23 protein-coding genes and 1 tRNA gene are annotated in these 24,230 nt (G+C 59.4%); 13 read left to right on the plus strand and 11 right to left on the minus strand.

From position 1 onward, the window contains the following. Positions 1–120 precede the first annotated feature (120 nt). Positions 121–624, minus strand: a complete 504-nt coding sequence (locus tag INF35_RS00340) for an AAA family ATPase (RefSeq protein WP_193499607.1) — start codon at positions 622–624, stop codon at positions 121–123. Positions 625–698: 74 nt separating this feature from the next. Beyond that, on the minus strand, positions 699–1,910 hold the full coding sequence (locus INF35_RS00345) for an acetate/propionate family kinase (RefSeq protein WP_193499608.1): 1,212 nt from the start codon (positions 1,908–1,910) through the stop codon (positions 699–701). A 135-nt stretch (positions 1,911–2,045) separates the two neighbouring features. On the opposite strand from INF35_RS00345, the gene INF35_RS00350 reads away from it, so the two are divergent. After that, entirely contained in the window at positions 2,046–3,233 is a 1,188-nt protein-coding gene (locus tag INF35_RS00350) for a nucleotidyltransferase family protein (RefSeq protein ID WP_193499609.1), read from the plus strand. Between the two features lie 85 nt (positions 3,234–3,318). After that, positions 3,319–4,599, plus strand: coding sequence for an NAD(P)-dependent oxidoreductase (locus INF35_RS00355; RefSeq protein ID WP_193499610.1), 1,281 nt, complete (start codon positions 3,319–3,321; stop codon positions 4,597–4,599). Between the two features lie 149 nt (positions 4,600–4,748). Here INF35_RS00355 and INF35_RS00360 read toward each other — a convergent pair whose 3' ends face one another. Genes INF35_RS00360 through INF35_RS00370 form a run of 3 tightly spaced genes read right to left on the minus strand, consistent with a single transcriptional unit; the run spans position 4,749 to position 7,008 of the window. Continuing rightward, the gene (locus tag INF35_RS00360) at positions 4,749–5,327 is read right to left on the minus strand and encodes a flavin reductase family protein (RefSeq protein ID WP_193499611.1); all 579 of its coding nucleotides are present in this window, start codon (positions 5,325–5,327) and stop codon (positions 4,749–4,751) included. A 2-nt stretch (positions 5,328–5,329) separates the two neighbouring features. Next, positions 5,330–6,298 carry a glycosyltransferase family 2 protein gene (locus INF35_RS00365; RefSeq protein WP_193499612.1) on the minus strand — a complete coding sequence of 323 codons (969 nt, stop codon included), beginning with the start codon at positions 6,296–6,298 and terminating at the stop codon, positions 5,330–5,332. Next, positions 6,295–7,008 carry a Crp/Fnr family transcriptional regulator gene (locus INF35_RS00370; protein ID WP_235983065.1) on the minus strand — a complete coding sequence of 238 codons (714 nt, stop codon included), beginning with the start codon at positions 7,006–7,008 and terminating at the stop codon, positions 6,295–6,297. The genes INF35_RS00365 and INF35_RS00370 overlap by 4 nt, the downstream gene beginning before the upstream one ends. A 195-nt stretch (positions 7,009–7,203) precedes the next feature. Here INF35_RS00370 and INF35_RS00375 point away from each other — a divergent pair, with 195 nt between their 5' ends. The 4 genes from INF35_RS00375 to INF35_RS00390 all read left to right on the plus strand — a co-directional run bounded on the left by INF35_RS00375 (position 7,204) and on the right by INF35_RS00390 (position 9,802). Further along, a complete protein-coding gene (locus INF35_RS00375; RefSeq protein WP_193499614.1) occupies positions 7,204–8,262 on the plus strand; it encodes an ABC transporter substrate-binding protein in 1,059 nt (352 codons plus the stop codon). A 40-nt stretch (positions 8,263–8,302) separates the two neighbouring features. Beyond that, on the plus strand, positions 8,303–9,031 hold the full coding sequence (locus tag INF35_RS00380; RefSeq protein WP_235983066.1) for an ABC transporter permease: 729 nt from the start codon (positions 8,303–8,305) through the stop codon (positions 9,029–9,031). After that, positions 9,028–9,594: an ATP-binding cassette domain-containing protein gene (locus INF35_RS00385; RefSeq protein WP_193499616.1), complete on the plus strand. Its 567-nt coding sequence runs from the start codon at positions 9,028–9,030 to the stop codon at positions 9,592–9,594. Before INF35_RS00380 ends, INF35_RS00385 begins: the two co-directional genes overlap by 4 nt. Before the next feature lie 116 nt (positions 9,595–9,710). Beyond that, a tRNA-Ser gene (locus INF35_RS00390) sits at positions 9,711–9,802 on the plus strand. Between the two features lie 342 nt (positions 9,803–10,144). Here INF35_RS00390 and INF35_RS00395 read toward each other — a convergent pair. Further along, positions 10,145–11,380 (minus strand): aminopeptidase, encoded by a 1,236-nt coding sequence (locus tag INF35_RS00395; RefSeq protein ID WP_193499617.1) that lies wholly within the window; start codon positions 11,378–11,380, stop codon positions 10,145–10,147. A gap of 187 nt (positions 11,381–11,567) precedes the next feature. Here INF35_RS00395 and INF35_RS00400 point away from each other — a divergent pair, with 187 nt between their 5' ends. After that, positions 11,568–12,083, plus strand: coding sequence for a hypothetical protein (locus tag INF35_RS00400; RefSeq protein WP_193499618.1), 516 nt, complete (start codon positions 11,568–11,570; stop codon positions 12,081–12,083). Between the two features lie 82 nt (positions 12,084–12,165). On the opposite strand, the gene larD is transcribed toward INF35_RS00400, so the two are convergent. Next, a complete protein-coding gene (gene larD / locus INF35_RS00405) occupies positions 12,166–12,876 on the minus strand; it encodes a D/L-lactic acid transporter LarD (RefSeq protein ID WP_193499619.1) in 711 nt (236 codons plus the stop codon). Between the two features lie 20 nt (positions 12,877–12,896). Further along, positions 12,897–14,168 (minus strand): nickel-dependent lactate racemase, encoded by a 1,272-nt coding sequence (larA, locus tag INF35_RS00410; RefSeq protein ID WP_193499620.1) that lies wholly within the window; start codon positions 14,166–14,168, stop codon positions 12,897–12,899. A 132-nt stretch (positions 14,169–14,300) separates the two neighbouring features. Here larA and INF35_RS00415 point away from each other — a divergent pair, with 132 nt between their 5' ends. Then, positions 14,301–14,960 (plus strand): Crp/Fnr family transcriptional regulator, encoded by a 660-nt coding sequence (locus INF35_RS00415; protein ID WP_193499621.1) that lies wholly within the window; start codon positions 14,301–14,303, stop codon positions 14,958–14,960. 96 nt (positions 14,961–15,056) lie between these two features. Here the strand turns inward: INF35_RS00415 and INF35_RS00420 are convergent, their stop codons facing one another. Together INF35_RS00420 and INF35_RS00425 are read right to left on the minus strand one after the other, a co-directional pair. Beyond that, complete coding sequence (locus INF35_RS00420) at positions 15,057–16,478, minus strand: glycine--tRNA ligase (RefSeq protein WP_193499622.1); 1,422 nt, start codon at positions 16,476–16,478, stop codon at positions 15,057–15,059. 146 nt (positions 16,479–16,624) lie between these two features. Next, complete coding sequence (locus INF35_RS00425; RefSeq protein ID WP_193499623.1) at positions 16,625–16,993, minus strand: hypothetical protein; 369 nt, start codon at positions 16,991–16,993, stop codon at positions 16,625–16,627. Here INF35_RS00425 and INF35_RS00430 point away from each other — a divergent pair. The 5 genes from INF35_RS00430 (at position 16,985) to INF35_RS00450 (ending at position 23,088) form a co-directional block, all read left to right on the plus strand. After that, complete coding sequence (locus INF35_RS00430; RefSeq protein WP_193499624.1) at positions 16,985–18,499, plus strand: ABC transporter ATP-binding protein; 1,515 nt, start codon at positions 16,985–16,987, stop codon at positions 18,497–18,499. The genes INF35_RS00425 and INF35_RS00430 overlap by 9 nt on opposite strands. Beyond that, positions 18,496–19,608: an ABC transporter permease gene (locus tag INF35_RS00435; protein WP_193499625.1), complete on the plus strand. Its 1,113-nt coding sequence runs from the start codon at positions 18,496–18,498 to the stop codon at positions 19,606–19,608. Before INF35_RS00430 ends, INF35_RS00435 begins: the two co-directional genes overlap by 4 nt. Continuing rightward, positions 19,605–20,597, plus strand: a complete 993-nt coding sequence (locus INF35_RS00440) for an ABC transporter permease (protein WP_193499626.1) — start codon at positions 19,605–19,607, stop codon at positions 20,595–20,597. Before INF35_RS00435 ends, INF35_RS00440 begins: the two co-directional genes overlap by 4 nt. A gap of 163 nt (positions 20,598–20,760) precedes the next feature. Continuing rightward, positions 20,761–22,083: a pyrimidine-nucleoside phosphorylase gene (locus INF35_RS00445; RefSeq protein WP_193499627.1), complete on the plus strand. Its 1,323-nt coding sequence runs from the start codon at positions 20,761–20,763 to the stop codon at positions 22,081–22,083. A gap of 30 nt (positions 22,084–22,113) precedes the next feature. Next, positions 22,114–23,088 carry an alpha/beta hydrolase gene (locus tag INF35_RS00450; RefSeq protein WP_193499628.1) on the plus strand — a complete coding sequence of 325 codons (975 nt, stop codon included), beginning with the start codon at positions 22,114–22,116 and terminating at the stop codon, positions 23,086–23,088. A gap of 131 nt (positions 23,089–23,219) precedes the next feature. Here INF35_RS00450 and hypE read toward each other — a convergent pair whose 3' ends face one another. Then, on the minus strand, positions 23,220–24,218 hold the full coding sequence (hypE, locus tag INF35_RS00455; protein WP_193499629.1) for a hydrogenase expression/formation protein HypE: 999 nt from the start codon (positions 24,216–24,218) through the stop codon (positions 23,220–23,222). Between the last annotated feature and the right edge of the window lie 12 nt (positions 24,219–24,230).

Below are 24,230 nucleotides of genomic sequence, written 5' to 3' on the forward strand. Positions count from 1 at the left end.
CCGCCCGCACAGACATAATAACGGCAAAAAAAGCCGGGGCATCCCACCTCCGCGCAGCTCCCGACAGGGAGGGCGAAGGGGATGTCCCGGCTTTTCGTTGCGGTCTTTGTGGTCAGCAGATCAGAAGGCGGCGTGCGCTGCGATCCATTCTGCGGCCTGTTGTGGGGAAATATCGCTCACGTCCAGAGAAATGGTGTTCATTTCTTTGTAGAGAGGAAGATAGGCGCAGCTTCGCTCCAGAATATCCGGCTGGCGAACTCCGGCAGAGATATCCGCGCCCAGTCTGGACCGCAGAGCGTCCACGGCGGCGGTCAGGGTAAAGACGGATACCGTCACATTTTCCAGGGTCAGGCGGCGCAGCACCTCATCCAGAATTTCCTGCCTCTGCATGACCCAGCAAAAGATCACCGTCTCAAACTGGCTGCAGGCCAGAAAGCGGTTAAGTAGACAGGCAATGTTATCCAGCACCAGGGCTTTTGTCTCATTGTTCACGACAAAAGGGGACATGGCCCAGCACCAGTCGCCGTCCAGAAAGGCGGCGGGTTCCACCAAGGGCAGCAGCGCACGGCAGGTGGATGTCTTGCCCACGCCCATGGTTCCGTTTACCATGATCAAACGTTTCAAATCGGTTTCCTCCCGGATAGGATGCAAAAACACGTCCCGCCGTGCGGCGGGACGTGTGGAGTTGAACAGCGGACTTACAGCTTTTCAATGACATCGCGGGTGTCGCGGGCGATCATCAGTTCCTCGTTGGTCTCGATGACCAGGGTGCGGACACGGGCGCCCCAGGCAGTGATCTCGACAACGTCGGAGCTCTGCTTGTGCGCATCGCGGTTCTTGTCGGTGTCGATGCGGATGCCCAGCCAATCCATGTGGTGGCAGATCTTGGCGCGGGAGTCGGCGTCATGCTCGCCGATACCGCCGGTGAAGCAGATGGCGTCAACGCCGCCCATGGCCGCAATATAGCTGCCGATGGTTTTCTTGATCTGGTAGTTCAGCATGTCGCTGGCCAGCTGTGCACGCTGGTTGCCGGCCTTGGCAGCGGCTTCCACGTCGCGCTTGTCGCTGGAAACGCCGGAGATGCCCAGCAGGCCGGACTTCTTGTTCAGGATTTCGTCCAGCTGATGGCCGGTGATCTCCAGGTTGTACTTCAGGTAGTTGACCACGGAGGGGTCCAGGTCGCCGCAGCGGGTGCCCATCATCAGGCCGGCCAGCGGGGTCATGCCCATGGAAGTATCCACGACCTTGCCCTGGTCCACCGCCGCGATGGAGGAGCCGTTGCCCAGGTGGCAGGTGATAAGCTTCAGGCGCTCAATGGGCTCTTCCAGGAATTCGGCAGCACGATGGCTGACATACTTGTGGCTGGTGCCGTGGAAGCCGTAGCGACGGACGCCGTACTTCTCATAATATTCGTAGGGGATGGCGTACATGTAGGCCTTGGGCGGCATGGTGCTGTGGAAAGCAGTGTCAAACACAGCAACGTTGGGCTTGTCTTCGCCGAAGACTTTGTAGGAAGCCTCGATGCCCAGAATGGCAGCAGGGTTATGCAGCGGAGCGAGAGGGCTCAGATCGCGGATAGCCTGCACGACTTCCGGCGTGATCAGGCAGCTTTCCTTGAACTTTTCGCCGCCGTGGACAACACGGTGGCCGATGGCGTCGATCTCGGCAACACTGTCGATGACCTTGCCCTCACCGGTGGTCATCTTCTTGACCAGCTCGGTAAAGGCTTCGGTATGGGTGGGGAAAATCGCAGGCGTGGTCTTTTTCTCGCCGTTGGCCTCATGGGTGATCATGCTGCTTTCCATACCAATGCGCTCGCACAGACCTTTGCACAGGACCTTCTCGCCGTCCATGTCGATGAGCTGATACTTCAAGCTGGATGAACCACAGTTGATAACCAGGACTTTCATACTTGGTAATCCTCCTTAATACGGGGGCGTCCCCCTTTTGCACATTACTATTTTATTATATAATGGAACCATGGCCATTTCAAGAAGCAAATTGGTACAGTAGTACATATCTTGCGCATAACAGGAGGTGTTTTCATGGAGTTTGCAGGCATCATTGCCGAGTACGATCCCTTCCACAACGGCCATGCCGAGCAGATCCGTATGCTGCGGGCAAAAGGTGCAGGGAAGATCGCCGTCTGCATGAGCGACGGCGCCACCCAGCGGGGCGGCATTCCGCTTTTGCCCAGCCGTGTCCGGGTGGAGGCTGCGCTGGCGGCGGGAGCGGATCTGGTTCTGGGCCTGCCTGCGCCCTATGCCTGCCTGGGGGCGGAGGGCTTTGCCGCTGCGGGGGTATCCCAGCTCACAGCCCTGGGCTGCGATACCCTGGCCTTTGGGGCCGAAACTCCCGATGGGGACCTGCTGATGCGTGCCGCCGAACTGGTGGACAGCCCCGCCCTGTCCCGGCGTCTGCCCGGGCTGATGGGCCAGGGCATGACCTTTGCGGCAGCCCGTGCCGCTGCCGCTGAACAACTGGCTCCCGGTATGGGAAAATTCCTTGAACAGCCCAACAATATTCTCGGCGTGGAATACTGCAAGGCCATCCGGCGCCAGGGCAGCCATATGCAGCCTCTGCCGCTGCCCCGGGTAGGCGCAGGCCACAATACCGATGAGACGGGAGAAGTTCTTGGGCGCAAAATCGCCTCTGCCAGCAAGCTGCGGGAATTGGCCGCATCGGAAGGCCCCGCTGCGGCGGAGGAGTATGTCCCGGCAAGAGCTGCGCTTCTGTATCGGGAGGCCGTTGCCAGAGGGGAACTTTCCGACGGACAGAAGTTCTCCATCGCGGTGCTTTCCCGCCTGCGCAGCCGCACGCCGGAGGAACTGGCCCGGCTTCGCGGCTTGTCCGAAGGCATTGAAAACCGCCTGTATACGGCGATCCGGAAAGCGGGGGATGTGGAGGAGCTCTACACGCTGCTCAAGACCAGGCGCTATCCCCATGCCCGCCTGCGCCGTCTGGTGCTGGATGCAGCCATGAATGTCACAGCACAGAGTGTCCCGGATCAGCCGCCCTGGTTGCATGTGCTGGGGGCCAGACGCAGTGCGCTGAGATTGCTCCGCTATGCCGCACTGCCGGCTTCCACCTCCCTGGCGGAGCTCAGCCGCCTGTCGGAAGAAGCGGCTGCCCTGAGCAGGCTGCACAGCGAATTTGTGGATTTTTCGGCGCTTTGCAGAGTGCGCACCATGCCGGCGGGACTTGCGTACACGGCAAAACCGGTGGTATTATAAAAAGGAGTTATGGACAAAGCTTGCAGAAGATTGCAACATTGATGCGACCTGAAACTGCAAAATTTGTGCGAAAAGGGGAAGGTCTATGGCATTGCACGTTATGGATGAGGCGAACCTTTGTTTGGGCTGCAAAAAGCCGCGCTGCCAGGAAGGGTGTCCCATCCACACCAACATTCCGGAAGTAATTCGCCTGCTCAAGGCCAACAAGCTCAACGAGGCCGGGCGGATGCTGTTCGAGAATAACCCGCTGACCACGGTGTGCAGCCTGGTCTGCAACCATGAAAACCAGTGTGAGGGACACTGCGTTCGTGGCATCAAAGGCTCGCCGGTGCATTTCTCGGTCATTGAAAACTACATCTCCTCCACCTATGCCTCTCAGATGGTCCGCGGCCCGGCCAAGCCCAACGGCAAAAAGGCGGCCATCATCGGCTCCGGCCCTGCGGGACTGACCATCGCGGTCATTCTGGCCCGCTACGGCTATGATGTCACCATCTTTGAAGCTCACGACAAGATCGGCGGTGTGCTGCGCTACGGCATCCCCGAATTCCGGCTGCCCAAGAGCGTTCTGGATGATTTTGAATATCGCCACCTGCGCCTCAAGGACATCAAGGGCCGTCCCAATACCGATATTGGTCAGGCCCTCAAGCTGGAGGACCTTTTCCGTGACGGTTACAAGGCTATTTTCATTGGCACCGGCGTCTGGCGCCCCAATACCCTTGGTGTCAAGGGGGAGAGCCTGGGCAATGTACATTACGCCATCAATTACCTGCAGAACCCGGATGTCTATCACCTGGGCAACCATGTGGTCATCATCGGCGCGGGCAATGCGGCCATGGATGTGGCCCGCACCGCCATCCGCCATGGCACCCGCCATGTGGTCTGCGTTTCCATTACCAAAAAGGTGGCGGCCAGCGATTACGAGACCAGCTATGCCAAACTGGAAGGGGTGGAGTTCCTCTTCAACAAAAAGCCGGTGGAGATCACCGACCGCGGCGTGATTCTGCGAGATCTCGAAGAAGGGGAGGACGGCGCCCTCACCGAGCTGCCCGGTACCGAGATGCTCTACCCGGCGGACAGTGTCATTGTGTCCATCAGTCAGGGCCCCTGCACCACCCTCTCGGACACGGAAAAGCAGATCCAGATCAATCAGCGGGGGCTGTTTGTGACGGACGAGGTGGGCCGCACCACCATGCCCGGTGTCTTTGCCTCCGGAGATGCGGTCAAAGGCGCACGTACGGTGGTGGAGGCGGTGGCCTACAGCAAAAAAGTGGCCGAAGCCATGCACGAATATATGCAGAAATTGCCTCTTGACCCGCCCGATGAGTACGCCAACGTACCGGTTGCCGAAATCGAGGAAGGCAACTGACGAGAAGAGCATTGCCGGCGAAACCGTAAAAAATGCCCGCGTTCTTTTCCACAGGGAAAGGAACGCGGGCTTTTTATATTTCATGCGGATGAAATATCCGAATGCCGGTCAAAATCCATCCGGACAAGAAATTCAGAATGTCGGAAGAGTCATTTCCCGGAGCGGCGGGGCTTTTTCCGCACACTGTACCCGAACTTGCCCAGCCGGCGGCCCAGTGCCAGATAGTCGCCGTGGGAGTAAACAATGAGCTTGGCACGGTTGAGACAGAGCTTTCCGTTTTCATCCAGAAGGCTTTCGTCCACATCCACGGCAACCACCTCCGCCAGAAAAAGATCGTGGCTGCCCAGAGGAATGCGCTGGGTCACCTTGCACTCCAGATTGACGGGGCTTTGTTCCAGCAGCACGGTGCCGACCTGAGCGGCAGGCAGGGCGGAAAGTTTCATCTCCCGGAACTTGTCCACATCCCGGCCGCTTTTGACGCCGCACCAGTCCACCGCGCGGGTGAGACTTTCGGTGGGCAGGTTGATGACGAACTCGCCGCTGTCACAGATGAGGCTGTGGCTGTACCGTTCCGGCCGCACGCTGATGCTGACCATGGGCGGCTGAGTGCAGATGGTACCGCACCAGCCCACCGTGATGAGGTTGGGGTGATCCGCAGGTCCGCAGCTGACCAGAACCGGCGGCTCCGGGTTAAGCAGGGTGGAACCCTTCCATACCTGACGTGCCATGTTTATTCCTCCTCGTCCCAGGTCCGCTCGCTGATAATGTAGCGCGGCCGGGCCTTGGTTTCCATATAGATCTTTCCGATATACTCCCCGATGACGCCCAGGCAGATGAGCTGAACGCCGGACACAAAGCAGATGATGCTGGTCGTGCTGGCCCAGCCCGAAACGGTGTGTCCCAGAACAGCCTGCACCACAGCCCAGATCACCCCGATAAAGCTGATAAGTGCCACTAAAACGCCGAAGCCGGTGATCAGGCGGATGGGCTTGACCGACAGGCTGGTAATGCCGTCAAAGGCCAGGGCCAGCATTTTGGACAGGGGATAGTGACTTTCCCCGGCCAGACGCTCGTGACGTTCGTAGGCAACGCTGGTGCTCTTGAAGCCGACCAGCGGAACCATGCCCCGCAAAAACAGGTTAACTTCCTTGAAGTTGGCGAACTCTTTCAGCACCCGGGCGCTCATCAGGCGGTAGTCGGCATGGTTGAAGACCACCTCGGCTCCCATGCCATTGAGCAGCTTGTAAAAGCTCTCGGCGGTGAATCGCTTGAAGAAGGTATCGGTGGCGCGGCTGCTGCGTACGCCGTAGACGACCTCGCAGCCATCGTGATAAGCCTCCACCATCTTGTCCATGGCGTTGATGTCGTCCTGGCCGTCGCAGTCGATGGAGATGGTGATGTCGCAGCGGCAGCGTGCCTCCATCAGGCCGGCCAGCACAGCATTCTGATGTCCCCGGTTGCGGCTTTGACTGATGCCCAGATAGTGCGGGTCGCTTTTGGCAAGATTGCAGATGATCTCCCAGGTTTTGTCCCTGGAGCCGTCGTTGACAAACAGGATGCGGCTGTCAGGGCTGATACTGCCTGCCGCGGCCAGCTGCTCGATTTTCTGCAGAAACAGCGGCGCGGTGATGGGCAGGACTTCCTGCTCGTTGTAGCAGGGGATGACGATATACAAAACCGGTTGGCTGGGGTGTTTCATTGATGGCTGACCTTTCCTTCCTGATATTGTGCCCGCAGGCGGTTGGTGTCCAGAATTTTGAAGCTGCCGCGATAGGTTTCCAGCAGGCCTTCCTGCTGCATACGGCCCAGCTCTCGGCTCAGGGCACTTCGGTCGCAGTTGAGATATTCCGCCAACCCCGCACGGGTCAGAGAGACGGAGAAGGTATTGCTGCCTGCACGCTCCGCCTCATCCAGCAGCCAGATGCAGATGCGGGCCCGCAGGCTCTTGCAGATCAAAAGCTCCACCCGGCGGTCCAGAGCAAAATATTTGTTGCTGATGGTGGTGACCAGATTTTGCAGCAGCTGGTAATGGGATTCATGCAGGCTGGCGCAGGGATGGATGATTTTCTGATAGGGCAGATAGGCTGCCAGACAGTCGGTCTCCGCCATTACGCTGACGGGGCTGCGCAGGCTGGACCCGGACAGCACATCCCCGAACAGTCCCGAAGGCCCCATGTGTGTGATGGCCACGCTGGCGCCGTCAGGTGTGTTTTTGAAGGCGGTGATGGAGCCTTCCAGCACAATGCCCACCTCGTGATTTTCGTAGCCGGCCAGAAGCAAAAATTCTCCCTTCTGGTATCGGCGCACCCGCGGGCGGAAACACTGCATCATACTGTCAAGCTCATCGTCGCGCATGTTCTGCAGCAGGGATGTGGCGCGCAGCGTGTCGTAATAAGGCCGCAGATCCAAGGCAAAACCTCCTCCCGGGCCGACGCCATGTTGCGCTGGCAACGGAAATTTTGTTTTCATTATAGTATAGTAACGATGTGAATTCAAGCAGGGCGGCAGTTTGCCGCCCTGCCGCCGCGTTTTGCGGTGGACCCGGAACATCCGGGGCGGCGGTGACCCTGTGGCTGCCGCAGTACAAAAGGAGGAGTTTTAGAAATGATACTCAAACGTTTGGCATCCGGTTTCACGGCGCTGGTCATGTGCGTTGCGCTGGCTGCGTGCAATACCACCGATACTTCTTCCCAGAGCAGCAGCACTGCCGCCACGGCGGAAGCTGCACCTGTTGAGAGCCCGGCCCCGGCGGAAGAAAGCCCGGAGACTGCTTCGGCAGCATCCCTGCGTGTGGCCGGTTTGAAAGGACCCACCACCATGGGCCTGTGCAACCTGATTTCGGACAGCGAGGGCACCGGCGAGTATGACTTCACCATGTACGGCGCTGCCGATGAGATCGTGCCCCTGCTGGTCAAGGGGGACATTGATGCTGCCGCTGTACCCGCAAACCTGGCGGCAACTCTCTACCAGCGCACTGAGGGCCAGGTGCAGGTGGCCTGCATCAATACGCTGGGCGTGCTGTACATCCTGGAACAGGGCGACACCGTGCAGTCGGTGGCCGACCTGAAAGGCCAGACCATCCTGACCACCGGCAAGGGCACCACACCGGAGTACGTGCTGCGCTATGTGCTGGAGCAGAACGGCCTCAACCCGGATACCGATGTGACCATCGAGTACTTCAATGAGGCCACCGAGGCTCTGTCTCAGCTGCAGGCAGGCCGTGGCACCATTGCCATGCTGCCCCAGCCTTTCGTTACCAGTGCCCTGTCCCAGGTGGATGGCCTGCGCGTTGCGCTGGACATGAATACCGAGTGGGAAGCCGTTGCCGGCAGCAAGCTGGTTACCGGCGTTCTGGTGGTCCGCAAGGATGCCATTGAGCGCGACCCGGAGGCATTCAGCGCCTTCATGGATGGCTATGCCGCCAGCGTTGAGGCCGCCAACACCGATCTGGAAGGCACTGCCGCTCTGTGTGAGGAGTATGGCATCGTGGCCAAGGCGGCCCTGGCCCAGAAGGCTCTGCCCGAGTGCAACATTGTGTTTGAGACCGGCAGCGAGATGAAGACCGACCTGACCAACTACTTCCAGGTTCTGTATGACGCCGATCCGTCCAGCGTGGGCGGCGCCATGCCGGACGATGCCTTCTATTACAATGCTGAAGCCTGAGGCTTTACGTCGGAGGCGCCTGCTGCAAAAGGCAGGCGCCTTGGCGTTTTGGGTGATCGTCTGGCAGCTGGCAGCCATGGCGTTGGGGCACGGCGGACTGTTCCTGACCACACCGGTGGGGACCCTTCAGGCTTTGGTGCGCCTGCTGCCCACAGTGGAGTTCTGGTACCGTATTGCCTTCAGCTCGCTGCGCATTCTGGCGGGCTTTGTACTGGCTGTTGTCTGCGGCACGGCACTGGCTGCGGCGGGGGCCAGATGGCAAACTGTGCGAATCTTGTTCTCTCCGCTGATGCAGATCATTCGGGCTATGCCGGTGGCAAGCTTTGTCATTCTGGCTCTGCTTTGGGTCCGCAGCGCCAATTTGTCCATTGTGGTAAGCTTTACCCACGTGCTGCCGGTGGTGTATGCCGGGGTGGCAGGCGGGATTGCCGATACCGACCGCCGGCTTCTGGAGATGGCGAAGGTCTACCGTTTGCCGCTGCTTCGCCGGCTGCGGTATATCTGGCTGCCGGGGGTGTTTCCCTCTTTCAGCGAAAGCTGTGCCGCAGCCATGGGCATGTGCTGGAAGAGCGGTGTCTCGGCGGAGGTCATCGGCCTGCCCGACCACTCGGTGGGGGATGCCCTTTACCGCGCCAAAATCACGCTGACCACATCGGATGTTTTTGCCTGGACGCTGGTCATTGTTCTGCTGTCCACCTTTTTGTCGGCGGTGGCGGCATGGCTTTTGCGCCGTCTCAAGGAACGTCTTTGCGGGGAGGTGACCGAATGATCCGCATCACCGATCTCTGCAAGGCATTCGGAGAAAAGAAAGTGCTGGAACACCTCAGCCTGAATATCGAAGGCCCCGTGGTTCTGATGGGGCCGTCCGGCCGGGGCAAGACCACCCTGCTGCGCATCCTCATGGGATTGGAACAGCCGGATTCCGGCCGTGTGGAAGGGCTCTCGGGGCGGGGACTTGCCGCCGTCTTTCAGGAGGACCGCCTCTGCCCGCAGCTCACAGCGGCGGGGAATATCTGCCTGACCGGCCGGGGAGTGACAGCAGGGGAGGCGGAAGGGGAGCTTCGAGCTCTCGGGTTTTCCCATGCCGATTTGAAACAGTCGGTCAGCAGGCTGTCGGGCGGGCAGAAGCGCCGTGCCGCCTTGCTGCGGGCACTGCTCTGCCGGAATACGGAAATCCTGCTGCTGGATGAGCCCTTCACCGGTATGGACGATGCCCTGGTGGGGACGGCTGCCGGTACGGTGGTGCGCCTGGCGGCGGGGCGCGACACTCTGCTGGTCACCCACGACCATGAGGCAGCCCGACTGCTGGGCTGGCCTGTAATAACGCTGTAACATCGATTCTTTTGAAAACTTCAAAAAATGCGGATTTTTTCAAAAAAGCCCTTGACAGTATGGCTCAGTCTTGCTATAATACAATACGCAGTTTGACGGTAACGCCAAACTGATTTGGAAAGATGGCTGAGCTGGTCTAAGGCGCACGACTGGAAATCGTGTAGGGCCCCTAAAGCCCTCAAGGGTTCGAATCCCTTTCTTTCCGCCACAAACCCCTGCCGCATTGCGGCAGGGGTTTTGTCGTGTCCGGGGCTTTCCCCTTGGCTTCTTTCTGTTCGGCATCTTATCCGGCCTTACAGATCAGCTCTTATCCGGTGTAGCAAGGGATGGGCAATCGCTGAACCGGAGCCGGAACGGCTCGTTGCCCGGCAGAGGTTTTTGATGTGCCGCACGGCCTTTCTACCGGCAGTCCGTTAAGGGGAAAACAAAATCAAAAATCCCGCCTGATATTCCGGTTCTGTCCGTACAGAACAGCCCGGAACTCAGGCGGGATTTTTTATCTTATATCACTTATCACTAATTCGGAAACTGCAGCCGGGGAAGCAGCCTGTCAGAAGGCCCATTCGCCGTCCCGGAAAATCTCCACGGTCTCACCGTTCTTGCGCAGGCCGGTGATGTGGCTGTCCACAGCGCCCACCATCACATCCTCGTGGATGGCGGAATCGTTCAGGCCTTTCTCCATCAGCTGCTCACGGGTCATGTCGCGGCCGCCCACGATGTTGGTGGGGTATCCGGCGCCGAAGGCAATGTGGCAGGCGGCGTTTTCGTCAAACAGGGTGTTGTAGAACAGCACGCCGCTGCGGCGGATGGGGCTGGAGGCGGGCACCAGAGCCAGCTCACCGATGCGGTTGGCGTTTTCGTCGGTGGAGAGCAGCTCGCCCAGCAGTTCGGCGTTCTTTTCGGCGCCGTGCTCAATGACCTTGCCGTCCTGGAAAGTCACATGCCATCCCTCGATCAGCTGGCCGTTGTAAGCGTAGGGGCGTGTGCCGTAAACCACGCCGTTGACCCGGTCACGATGGGGCGCGGTAAAGACTTCCTCGGTGGGAACGTTGGCAATGAATTCCACACCGTTTTCCGCCACGCTGGAAGCCCCCTCCCAGGTGGCGTCCTCCGCCAGGCCCACGGTCAGGTCGGTGCCGTTGGAGCTGGTCATATGGACGCTGTCCAGCTGCCAGGCGTTGAGCTGATCGCGGCGGGCCTTGGTTTTGGCCACATGCTCCTTCCACTCGCTGACAGGATCACCGCCGGTCACACGGCAGACATCAAAGATGAGCGCCCACAGCTTTTCCATGGCCTCGTCCTGAGGCAGGTCGGGGAAGACCTTGGCGGCCCAGCCCGGGGCAGGTACGGCGGCCACACACCACTGGACGCGGTCGTTCATGGTGTATTCCTGCCAGGGCTTGAGAACGGTGCGGCGGGCCAGATTGACGCGATTGAGCTTGCCGGCATCCAGACCCGCGTAGGCCTCGGGGTCGGCGGCGTGGATGGCCAGGGTGCAGCAGCCGTCCGGGTCCTCGGCATAATCCAGATAGCTGCGCAGTTCGTAGGGCTTCATTGCCTTCAGGTCTTCCTCTGCGGCCAGTTCCATGTCGATGCGGGAAAGGCGCTCGTCCTCCCAGCGCACGATGACCCGCTTGGCGCCCGCCTCATAGCCTGCCTTGGCGCAGGCATGGGCAAACTCCGGCATGGTCACTGGGCAGCGGACGATGAAGTTCTGACGGGGACGCACATTGACGCCCACCTTGACGATAAAGTCTGCATACAGCTGCAAAAGTTTCTGATCCATTTTTTCTTGCTCCTTTGCACCCGTCGTTGGACGGGGCGTTTGATAGTTTGAATGGTTCCAGTATACACGATACCCAGCCAAAAGAAAAGTGATACCCCAACCCGGCCGCAGAGTGCTGGAAAAACTTGCACCCGCAGCGGCCTTCCGGTATACTGTCCATAAGAAGAAAACAAAGAAGGACTCTCAAATGAAATATGCGAATCATACCATGCTTCTCATGGGCATCCCGGCAGCGCTGCTTGCGGTGATCGGGGTCCTGCTTCTGATAAGCGGTGCAGGTCTGCTGGAAACGGCCGGTGCCATGGCAAATGAAGCTGTGGATACGGGCGGACAGCCGGTAGGCGATGTGGAAGGCTACGCCATGCTGATCGGTCTTGCCGGGGCGGGCCTGGGCGGTCTGGCCGGGCTGGCGGCTCAGATATTCGGGATGCTGCTGGTTCTTTACGGCGGCGGAGTGTTGCTGTTTTCGGGCGTTGCCAGGCTGATTCTGGACCCCGAAAGACGGCGTTTGCTGCCTTACCGCATCCTTATGGGGATTGCCTGTGGGATTGCCCTGCTGCCGGTACCGGAACTGCTCAAAATGTTTGTCCGGGCTCTGTCTGACGGCTCGCTGCAGCCCATGCCGCTGGTCGGCGCGGTACTTGCCTGCGTACTGGTATTTTTCAGTGCCCGCAATACCTATACCGACCGGATTTTTTACTGAGAAAAAGGGAAACATAGAACATGAGGCGTCTCCGCTCAATGCGGAGGCGCCTCATGGTGCAAAAGGGGAGATGATGTCAAGATTACATGCCCAGGAAATAACGGCAGAACAAGGCGGCACAGACGGCGCCCACAAAGGGGGCGGTGCCGGGCACCAGCAGGCCGTATTTCCAGTCGTTGTCGGCCTTGTTGCCGATGGGCAGGAGCTGATAGGCCAGCCGGGGTCCCAGGTCGCGAGCCTGGTTCATGGCAAATCCGGTGGTGCCGCCAAAGCCCATGCCCACGGCCCAGACGAGAATGCCCACACCGAGGGGCAGCCAGCTCTCATAATTTTTGGCGATGGCCAGAATAGCGCTCAGAAAGACGGTGGTGGCGAAAGCCTCCACAAAGTAATTGCGGGGCAGATCGCGGATGGGCGGGTTGGTGGAGAAGATGTTGCGCACGGCGATGGGATCGACTTCCTTTTCACTGGCCTTGAACTGGTCGGCATACATGACGTAGCAGATCAGCGCTCCCACAAAGGCACCGGCCATCTCGGCAAATGCATAGGGGAGAAAGCAGGACCAGGGGATCATGCCCAGAATCGCCTGGGCAAGAGCCATGGCGGGATTCAGGCAGACGCCGCCGAAGATCATCAGTACTACCGAAATGCCGAAGCCCCAGGTAGTGATGGCGAACAGATGACCGGAGCCGCGGTATTTGCTGCTTTTCAGCACCTCGTCGCAGTGGACGCCCACACCGAAGACGATCATCAGACCGGTGCCGAGAAATTCGGCCAGAACATTATGAAGCATAGGTTCCTCCTCCCGCTGGTTCAGCGCACGATGACGGACAGGCCGTCGGGAATGACCGCAACACGGGCGTCGCTGCCCATGCGGGCATAGGCACGGGCGAGAGCCTCATCCACCGTGGGAACAAGCTCCATGTGCAGATGTGCGGCAATGTCAGGGTCCAGCAGGTCGGACACCAGGATCACGTGGTACTTGACCAGAATCCGAGCCAGAATCTGGCTGGTCCACTGTTCCGGCACCGTCTCCAGACGCGGGGTGGACATGGCCTGCCGCAGGAAGGCTTCGGGGGACTCTGCCTTGGCGATGTTTTCGTAGAAGGCCTGTCCGCCGTGGCCGTCGCGGCAGCCGGCCACCATGATGATGACGCCGCCTTCCCGGACGGTCGCCTCGGCAGCGGTCATGCCCTTGACGGCCTGATAAACGTTCTGGTCCAGGGGATACCCGCCGTTGGTGGAGACGGCAATGTCGCAGGGAATCTTGCTCACATGGGCCAGGTCGCTGACAAAGTTGCAGCCCTGCAGGTGGGCGTCCTCGGTATCGCCGGCAAAGGAGGCGATGATCTTTTTGTCTTCATTGAGGACCACGTTGACGATGAAGGCCAGCCGTGCGGCGCGGGCAGCAAAGACCATGTCGGCGTGGATGGGGTTGAGAGACAGGTTGCCGGTGCGGCATTCGGGCGAGGAGATGAACTCGCCGCAGTGGTTGGCCTGGATGGTCTTGTAGCTGGCGATGCCGGGCAGCACCGCCTTGCGTCCGCCCGAGAAACCGGCGAAGAAATGCGCCTCAATAAAGCCCTCGGCCAGCAGCAGGTCGGCGCTGGCCGCGACCATGTTGATCAGGCAGTTGCCGCCGCTGGGCAGGGTGCCCACGTTGACCATGGGGGATTTGCGGGCGTCGTGCATGACGATCTCCACATTGTTGACGATGTCCTCGCCGTACTTGGCCACGAGCTCCTCATGGGTAGAAGCGCGGTGGAAGCCGGTTGCCACCAGGATGCGGATGCGGGCGTCGGGGGCGGCGCTGCGCAGACGGCGCAGCAGAATGGGCATGATGATGGCCGACGGCACGGGGCGGGTGTGATCGGAACTGATGATGACAATGTTTTTCTTGCCTTTGGCGAGATCTTCCAGACGGGGGGACCCGATGGGGTGATCGAGGGAATCCTCCACCAGTTCGGCTTCGCTCTTCCCGGCACGATAGTCAGCCTGACGGGAAACCAGAATGCCGGCCAGATTCTTTTCATCGATGTGAAGGGTCTGGGCACCGGTGTCGTAAGGCAGGCGGATTTCTTTCATGGAACGTACACTTCCTTTGTTTGTACTGGCCTTTTCAAACGGCCTTAGCAGTGTAGCACAGCAAGTCTGGACAAACCACCTCAAAAGATGGTATCATTTGTTACACTTGGCGGAAAAGGAAGGATGATTTAGATGGAAGGCGATACCTATTTGCTCAACCGGCTCAAGGCTTTAGGCTATACACCGGAAGAACGGCCCCGTCATACGTATCTGGCCTACTGCGGGCTGGACCAGCCGTTTACTTATGTACTGGCCCATGGCGTAGTCAAGACCAGCATCATCCTGAAAAACGGCAAGGAATTCAATATTGCCTATCTCAAGGGGCCGTCCCTGATCTCATTGCTGCGGGATGAGGTCTCAGCGTTCACCAGTGCGCCCTTCAATATCCGGGTGGAGAGCGAACTGGCTTCTTTTTATAAGGTCCCTCGTGTTGAACTTTGGAACGACATCAATCGGGATGTGGGGCTGCAGCAATACGTCAAGGAATACTACCGCTGCCGCTGGTCGGAGAGCATCCAGAGTCAGCAGCTTCTGGCCATGAACGGCAAAAAAGGTGTAGTCTGCGGCTTTTTGCTCAATATGGCAAAGCAGTTTGGCTGTACGGTGCCTGGCGGTATCCTGATCGATTTTGTGGTATCGTACGAGGACATCGCAGGCTTCTGCGGCATTTCCACCCGCAACAGCGTCAACCGCATCGTCACGGAACTGCGCAGGGAAGGTCTGATCGAACTTCAGGGGCGGCGCATCCTGATCCCGTCGGCGGAACGCCTGCGGGAGCAGGTCGCCGAATAAATCTCCTGCCGCAGAGAAACAGAAAAAGGGACACCGTCCATAATCGGACGGTGTCCCTTTTGGTCTCTTTGGAGATTACGGGCAGATGCTGCCGGATCAGAACGCCACTTTCTTGGCGATGTAATCCTTCAGCTCGGAGATGGGCAGACGGATCTGCTCCATGGTATCGCGGTCACGGATGGTGACGCAGTTGTCGGCGGGAGTCTTGTCGTCGCCCACGGTCTGGAAGTCCACGGTCACGCACAGCGGGGTGCCGATCTCATCCTGACGGCGGTAGCGCTTGCCGATGGAACCGGCGTCGTCAAAGTCCACCATAAAGTCCTTGGCCAGCTCGTTGCGGATCTCCATGGCCTTGCCGGACAGCTTCTTGGACAGGGGCAGCACGGCGCACTTGAAGGGCGCCAGGAAGGGATGGAGATGCAGCACGGTGCGGATATCTTCCTTGCCCTTGCTGTCCACCAGATGCTCCTCGTCGTAGGCCTCGCACAGGAAGGCCAGCGCCACGCGGTCGCAGCCCAGAGAGGGTTCGATGACGTAGGGGATATAGTGCTCGTTGGTCTCGGGATCAAAGTACTCCAGGCTCTTGCCGGAAGCCTCCTGATGGCGGCCCAGATCGTAGTTGGTGCGGTCGGCAATGCCCCACAGCTCGCCCCAGTCGGTGAAGGGGAAGGCGTACTCGATGTCGGTGGTGGCGCGGGAGTAGAAAGCCAGCTCGGCGGCCTCGTGGTCGCGCAGGCGGAGGTTTTCCTGCTTGATGCCCAGGCTCAGCAGCCAGTTGGTGCAGTAATCCTTCCAGTAAGCGAACCATTCCAGGTCGGTGCCCGGCTTGCAGAAGAACTCGCACTCCATCTGCTCGAACTCGCGGGTACGGAAAGTGAAGTTACCCGGGGTGATCTCATTGCGGAAAGCCTTGCCCACCTGGCAGACGCCGAAAGGCAGCTTGCGGCGGGTGGTGCGCTGAATGTTGGCAAAGTTGACGAAGATGCCCTGGGCGGTCTCGGGACGCAGATAGCAGGTGGAGGAGGAGTCCTCGGTGACGCCGATGGCGGTCTTGAACATCAGGTTGAACTTGCGGATGGGGGTGAAGTCATGCTTGCCGCAGACGGGGCAGACGACCTCGTCATGGGAGGCGATGAAGGCATCCATCTCGTCAAAGGTCATGGCATCCACATCCACGCCCTTGCCCTGCTCGCAGTCTGCGATGAGCTTGTCGGCACGGTGACGGCTCTTGCAGGCGCGGCAGTCCAGCAGCGGGTCCGAAAAGCTGGCCACATGTCCGGTGGTGACCCAGGTCTGGGGGTTCATCAGAATGGCAGCGTCCAGACCGACGTTGTAGGGGCTTTCCTGCACGAACTTTTTCAGCCATGCCTTTTTGACGTTGTTTTTGAACTCAACGCCCAGAGGGCCGTAGTCCCAGCTGTTGGCCAAGCCGCCGTAGATTTCGCTGCCGGGGTAAATGAACCCGCGGTTTTTGCACAGGTTCACGATCATGTCGAGCGTCTTTTCGGAATTTTTCATCATTTTACTCCTTACCCGCGTGGCTGGCTGCCACACAAAGTTTTTTCGCGCCGGAGCCTGAAAATACAGGCTGCTGCGCGATTTCTCTCAATTATAGCACAGCATATCTGCCATGACAAGAATTGCCAGGGCAAACGATTGATTTTTCATACAACAATAGTATGACTTTTCTGTAATTTTTGACAGGGTATCTGATTTCTCCGTGAAAAACCTTGTAAAAAGTGCCGGGATTCAATATAATAAAACCAAGTAAAATCAAATGGATTTCCCGCCTGCACCGCCGGTTTGCCCGGGGGTGCAGGGCGTTCTGCTTGAAAATTGCGGCGCTGCGGGTAAAAACGCAGGGCTTGGCAGAAAAAACGGGGAAAAATACCGGCAGATTTTCTTTCCTGTTCATGGGGAGGACCGGTGGCTTTTTCTTCTCTTGCCGCACAAAAGCGGATGACAACAGGCGGGATATCAATGAAAGGGGGAACGCACCATTGGCAGAGGATTTTGTCATTGAGATGTTGCACATCACAAAGGAATTTCCCGGAATCAAGGCCAATGATGACATCACCTTGCAGCTGCGCCGTGGCGAGATCCACGCACTGCTGGGTGAAAATGGCGCTGGCAAGTCCACGCTGATGAGCGTGCTGTTCGGTCTGTATCAGCCGGAAAAGGGCGTGATCAAAAAGGACGGCAAGGAGGTCCGCATCAAGGACCCCAACGACGCCAACCGTCTGGGCATCGGCATGGTGCATCAGCACTTCAAGCTGGTGGAATGCTTTACCGTTCTGGACAACATTATCCTCGGTGTGGAGGAAACACGGTTCGGGTTCCTGCGCAAGGATGAAGCCCGCAAAAAGGTCATGGCCCTGTCGGAAAAATATGGCCTCCGCGTCGATCCGGACGCTTTGGTGGAGAATATTTCGGTGGGTATGCAGCAGCGTGTGGAAATTCTCAAGATGCTCTACCGGGATAACGACATTCTCATTTTTGACGAGCCCACGGCCGTCCTGACGCCCCAGGAAATCGACGAACTCATGGAGATCATGCGGGGCTTCAAGGCAGAGGGCAAGAGCATTCTGTTCATCACCCACAAGCTCAACGAGATCATGGCGGTTTCCGACCGCTGCACCGTTCTGCGCAAGGGCCGCTGCATGGGCACTGTGGACATTGCCTCCACCACCAAGGAGGAACTTTCCCGCATGATGGTGGGCCGCGATGTCAGCTTTGCCGTGGAGAAAAAGCCTGCCCGGCCCGGTGAGCCTATCCTCGAGGTGGAAAACCTTGTGGTTCCCAGCAAGGTGCACAAGAATAACGCCGTCAAGGGTGTGTCCTTCCAGGCACACGCGGGGGAAATTCTCTGCATCGCCGGTATTGAAGGCAACGGCCAGAGCGAGCTGGTCTACGGCATCACCGGCCTGGAGAAGGTCACGAGCGGCCATATTCGCCTGTGCGGCCAGGATATCACCGACGCCCCCATTCGGGAGCGCTCCAAGGCGGGCATGAGTCATATTCCGGAGGATCGCCACAAGCACGGTCTGGTGCTGGATTATACCCTGGGTGAAAATATGGTCCTCCAGCGCTACTGGCAGCCGCAGTTCCAGAACCACGGCTTCATCCGCAAGGCGGAGGTAGAGCAGTATGCCGACAAGCTGATCCGCCAGTACGATGTGCGCAGCGGTCAGGGAACTGCCACCATTGCCCGCAGCATGTCGGGCGGCAACCAGCAGAAGGCCATTATTGCCCGGGAAATTGACAAGGAACCCCAGCTTCTGGTTGCGGTCCAGCCCACCCGCGGTCTGGACGTGGGCGCCATCGAATATATCCACAAGCAGCTGGTGGCCGAGCGTGACGCCGGCCGTGCAGTCCTGCTCATCAGCCTGGAGCTGGACGAGGTCATGAACCTGTCCGACCGCATCCTCGTCATGTATGAAGGCGAGATCGTGGGCGAGTTCGATCCTGCCAAGACCACGGTTCAGGAGCTGGGCCTGTATATGGCCGGCGGCAAGAAACAGGGGGAGGCAAAAGCATGAAAAAAAGCAGAAAGCCCCTTTCGCAAAACGCGGCGCTGATCGGTGTGCTGGCCAGCCTGCTGTCCATCCTCATCGGCCTGCTGCTGGGATACCTTCTTCTGGTGATCCTCAATCCGGAGGCTTCGGCCAAAGGCATGGCGGCCATGCTGGGCACCGGCATTGCCAGCCTGGACAAGTTCGGCAAGGTCCTGTACCAGGCCGCGCCCCTCATGATGTGCGGCCTTTCGGTCGGCTTTGCCTTCAAGACGGGACTGTTCAACATCGGCGCACCCGGCCAGTACACCATGGGAACTTTCTTCGCCCTGGTCTGCGCCATCCAGTTCCAGCTGCCGTGGTATCTCTGCCTGCTGGCAGCTATGATCGGCGGTGCCATCTGGGGCATTTTCCCCGGTCTCTTCAAGGCACTGTTCAACGTCAATGAGGTCATCACCTCCATTATGTTCAACTGGATCGGCATGTATCTGGTCAACCTGCTGATTGCCAACATGCCCACCATGCTGGCGTCGGCCTGGGGTGCATCCAACTCCGACCGTACCGCAGCCCTCAGCGCGGCCAATCCGGGCGCCGTCATTCCCAAGGGCGGTCTGGACAAGCTGTTCGGCAATTCCAGCTGGATCAACATCAGCATTCTCATCACCATTCTGGTTGCCATCGTGATCTGGGTCGTGTTGCAAAAGACCACCTTCGGCTATGAGCTCAAGGCCTGCGGTCTCAACAAGGATGCTTCCCAGTACGCGGGCATCAACGCCAAGCGCAATATCATTCTCTCCATGGTCATTGCCGGTGCCCTGTCCGGTCTGGGCGGCGGCATCTACTACCTGGCGGGCACTGTTCAGTACGTCATCGAAAAATCCGTTCTGGCCATGGGCTTCAACGGTATCCCGGTAGCACTGCTGGCCAATTCCAACCCCATCGGCGTTATTTTCAGCGCACTGTTTATCAGTTATATCCAGGTGGGCGGCGCTGCCATGCAGCCGGAATACTCCCCCGAGACCACCGACATCGTCATTGCGGTCATCATCTATCTGGCAGCCTTTGCCCTGCTGATGCGCGGTGTCATTTCCAGGGCGTTTGCCAATCGTAAGCAGAAGGAGGCGGCGAAGAAATGATCGTATTTGCAAATATCATCAGTCTGACCGTCCTGTTTGCGGTGCCGCTGCTTCTGGTTGCACTGGGCGGCATGTTTTCGGAGCATTCCGGCGTCATCAACATCGCCCTGGAAGGCATGATGATCATCGGTGCCTTGTTTGCCTGCTTCTCACTGCAGGCCTTTGACAAGAGCGGCTTCGGCCCCGAGCATCCCCAGCTCGCCATGTTCTGCGCCATCCTCATTGCAGGGGCCTGCGGCATGATCTTCTCGCTGTTCCTGGCCTTTGCGGCCATCAACCTCAAGGCGGACCAGACCATCGGCGGCACGGCCCTCAACCAGTTTGCCCCGGCCTTTGCCGTGGTTCTGACCTGGGCCATTCAGGGTCAGGGCCTCACCACCATCCAGGTCCCCAGCTGGGCCCGCATCACCCGCGAGACCTTCGGCCTTGCCCCCATCGAGGGCCAGACCTTCTGGAACACTCTGATCTTCAAGTATTTCTACCTCACCACCCCCATCGCCGTGGTGCTGCTCATCGTTTCCTACGTGGTGCTTTACAAGACCCGCTTCGGCCTGCGGCTGCGTGCCTGCGGCGAGCATCCCCAGGCGGCGGACTCGGTGGGCATCAACGTCTACAAGATGCGCTATTCCGGCGTGCTGATCTCCGGCTTTTTGGGCGGCATCGGCGGCCTGGCCTACACCGTTGCAGCCGGCAGCGGCTTCAACTCGGATGTGGGCGGCTATGGCTTCCTTGCTCTGGCGGTCATGATCTTCGGTAACTGGAAACCTCTGCCCATCCTGGGCTCGGCCATCTTCTTTGCACTGTTCAAGGTCATCGCGGCCTACAGCGGTTCTCTGGCCTTCCTGCCCAAATTTGAGGGGGTCAAGGATATCTCTAACCTCTACCAGATGCTGCCCTATATCGTCACCATGATCGTCCTGGTCTTTACCTCCAAGAAGTCCAAGGCACCCAAGGCGGAGGGCATCCCCTACGACAAGGGCTCGCGCTGATCCTTTGGCTCCTGTCCTACCCGGAAAGCAACACAAAACAACCTATAACGGAGTCGGTGACCAAGCGCCGGAGCCCAGCCCTGGCGGCTGTATCGCGGCGCGGCGGCCGGCTCCGTTTCGTTTTTCCGCGGCTGCGCCCGCGGACACATAAGGAGAAACATCTATGCGAATGTACGATGTCATTGCCAAAAAGCGGGACGGCGGCATTCTCACAAGAGAGGAAATTGCCTTTGCCGTCAACGGATATGTGGCGGGGGACATCCCCGACTACCAGATGAGTGCCCTGCTCATGGCCATCTACCTGCGGGGCATGACCGATGAGGAGACCGCCGTCCTCACCGAGGTGATGGCGCACTCGGGGGATATGGTGGACCTGTCGGCTATCCAAGGCATCAAGGTGGACAAGCACTCCACCGGCGGCGTGGGGGACAAGACCACGCTGGTCATCGCCCCCATTGTGGCGGCCTGCGGCGTCAAGATCGCCAAGATGAGCGGCCGCGGTCTGGGCCATACCGGCGGAACCGTGGACAAGATGGAAGCGGTGCCGGGCACCCGCACCGCCCTGACCCGGGAGGAATTCTTCCGCCAGGTCAACGAGATCGGCATCTCGGTCATCGGCCAGAGCGGCGAGATCGCAGTGGCGGACAAAAAGCTGTACGCTCTGCGGGATGTGACGGCCACGGTGGGCTGCATCCCGCTGATTGCCTCCTCCATCATGAGCAAAAAGCTGGCTGCCGGGTCGGATGCCATCCTGCTGGATGTTACCATGGGCGACGGCGCCTTCATGAAGAACCTGGACGACGCCATTGAGCTTGCCCGCCTGATGGTATCCATCGGCACAGCCCACGGGCGGAAAGTGGCTGCCCTGATCACCGATATGGACAAACCTTTGGGGCATAATATCGGCAACTCGCTGGAAATTGCCGAGAGCATCGCGGTACTCAAGGGCAAGGGCCCGGCCGATCTGACCGAGGTCTGCCTGCAGCTTGCCGCCAATATGCTGGTATTGGCCGGCAAGGGAACATTGACCGAATGCCGCGCCATGGCGGAGCGCACCCTCCAGGACGGCACTGCCTTTGTCAAGTGCTGCCGGATGTTTGCGGCCCAGGGCGGCGATGTGGAGATGGTGAAGGACCCCGACAAACTGCGCAAGGCGACTTACAGTTACGAGATCACCGCCCGGGAGAACGGTTACATTGCCAAAAACGACGTGGAAAAGATCGGCAATGCCAGTGTTCTGCTGGGAGCGGGCCGTATCCGCAAGGAAGACTCCATCGACTTTGCAGCGGGGATTGTCATGCACAAAAAACTGGGGGACAAGGTACGGTCGGGGGAGTCCATCTGCACCTTTTACGCCGACGATCCTGCCCTGTTTGCTCCCGCGGAAGAAATGTACCGCGGCGGGCTCGTCATTTCGGACCAGCAGCCCAATCTGCCGCCGCTGGTGTATGCCCGGGTCACACCCGAGGGCGTCCAGCGGTTCTGACGGCGGGCAATTTGGAAAGGGGACAACGGTATGTCAGAACTCCAATGTGAGAAAATCGCCTATCCCTCGGCGGACGGGCGGCACACCATTGCAGCGTATCTCTACCGGCCGGTACAGGGAGAGCCGCGGGGCGTCATCCAGATCAGTCACGGTATGTGTGAGTATATCGGCCGCTATCGCCGGTTGATCGAGTTTTTTACGGCACACGGATATGCGGTGGGGGGCAACGATCATCTGGGGCACGGCGCCAGCGTCCCGCCGGAGGAACACGGTCATTTTGCGGACAAAAACGGCTGGCGGCTGGTTCTGTCCGACCTCAAGACCATGAACGACCAGCTGCACCGCCGCTATCCCGACCTGCCGGTGGTTCTGTTCGGCCACAGCATGGGCAGCTTTTTTGCACGGTGGTACGCTGAGTACTGGCCGGATACCATCCGCGGCATGATTCTCAGCGGTACGGCAGGCCCTGCCGCCCGCAATGAGCTGGGCTATGCCGTCAGCACCATGGCGGCGGGGGTGGCGGGGTCCCGCTACCACTCCCGCGTGATGATCAAGTCTCAGTTTGCTAAGTATTGCAGCCGCATTCCTGACGCTGTCTCCAAAAATGCATGGATCAGCCGTGACCCGCAGGTGGTGGCCGAGTATGACGCCGACCCGGATTGCAATTTTACCTTTACAGCAGCGGCGTACCGGGATATGCTCCAGGCTTTGACCCATGTCAGCAGCCGCAAATGGGCAAACTCCATTCCCAAAGACCTGCCGATTCTGCTGGTATCCGGCACAGACGACCCGGTAGGGGACTATGGTGCCGGTGTACGGGAGGTCTACGCCATGCTGGGGGACGCAGGCGTCCATGACTTGACCTGCCAGATCTATGAGGGCGGCCGCCACGAGATGCATAACGAGACAAACTCCCGGGAAGTGTTTGAGATGGAGCTGGAATGGCTGGACAGCCGGCTTTTCGGCAATACCGGCGACCAATCCGGTCAGGCATCCGACGACTGAAGATGGCATTACTTTCCGCCACGCGACCACACACGGAAAAGAAATAGAAACCGCCTTTCCCGGCGCACCATGCTGTGCAGGGAAAGGCGGTTTTTGTTTTAAGAAAATATCAGGTTGCCCGGATTGCGGCATCAGCAGATGCGGGGCAGCTGGGCACCGGTCAGCTTGCTCAGGATCCGGCTGCCGAAGGCGGCGTTCAGCATTACCTGTCCGGGGCGGGCCGTGGTGACGCGGCCGATCTGAACGGCACCCTCACCGCCGGGCAACGCATGAAGAGCGGAGAGCACGGCATCCACGCAGGTCGGGTCCACCACCGCCAGCATGCGGCCCTCGCAGGCAGCATAGAGGGGGTCAAGGCCCAGCAGGTCACAGGCGGCGGCAACGGCCGGGTCTACGGGAATGGCGTCCTCCTCCAGCTCGATGCAGAAAGGGCCATGCTCCACAAATTCATTGAGGGTGGTGGCCACACCGCCCCGGGTGGGGTCACGCAGGATGCGTACGCCGCCGGCATCCAGGGCAGCTTTGCTCAGGGCATGGAGGGGGCAGCAGTCGGAGAGCAGGGTGCCCTCACAGGGAATGTCTCCCCGGGCCATCATAACGGCAGCCCCATGACAGCCCACACTGCCGCTGACCAGCACCGCATCGCCGGGGCGGATGGCCGACCGTCCCAATCCATGGGCGCGCAGCACGCCGATGCCCGCTGTATTGATGTAGATGCCGTCCACATGGCCCCGCTCCACCACTTTGGTGTCGCCGGTGACGATCTGGACACCGCAGGCTTTGGCGGTCTCGGCGGCGGAGGCGACGATCTCCCGCAGATCATCCATGGCAAAGCCCTCCTCCAGAATCAGGGCCAGGCTCAGATATTTCGGCTCACCGCCCGCCATGCAGACATCGTTGATGGTGCCGCACACCGCCAGCTTGCCGATGTTGCCGCCGGGAAACCGCCAGGGCGTGACCACAAAGCTGTCGGTGGAAAAGACCGGGCTCCCGCCCAGATCGGACAAAACCGCGCCGTCACCCAGCTCGTTGAGTGCGGCGTTGCCGTAAGCGGGCAGCAGTACCTGTTCGATCAGCTCAGAGGTGCGCAGACCGCCGCTGCCGTGATCCAATGTAACAATCTCTTTCATTTCATGCTCCTT

Origin of the sequence: Gemmiger gallinarum, assembly GCF_014982805.1 — a bacterium.
Taxonomy (GTDB): Bacteria; Bacillota; Clostridia; order Oscillospirales; family Ruminococcaceae; genus Gemmiger; species Gemmiger gallinarum.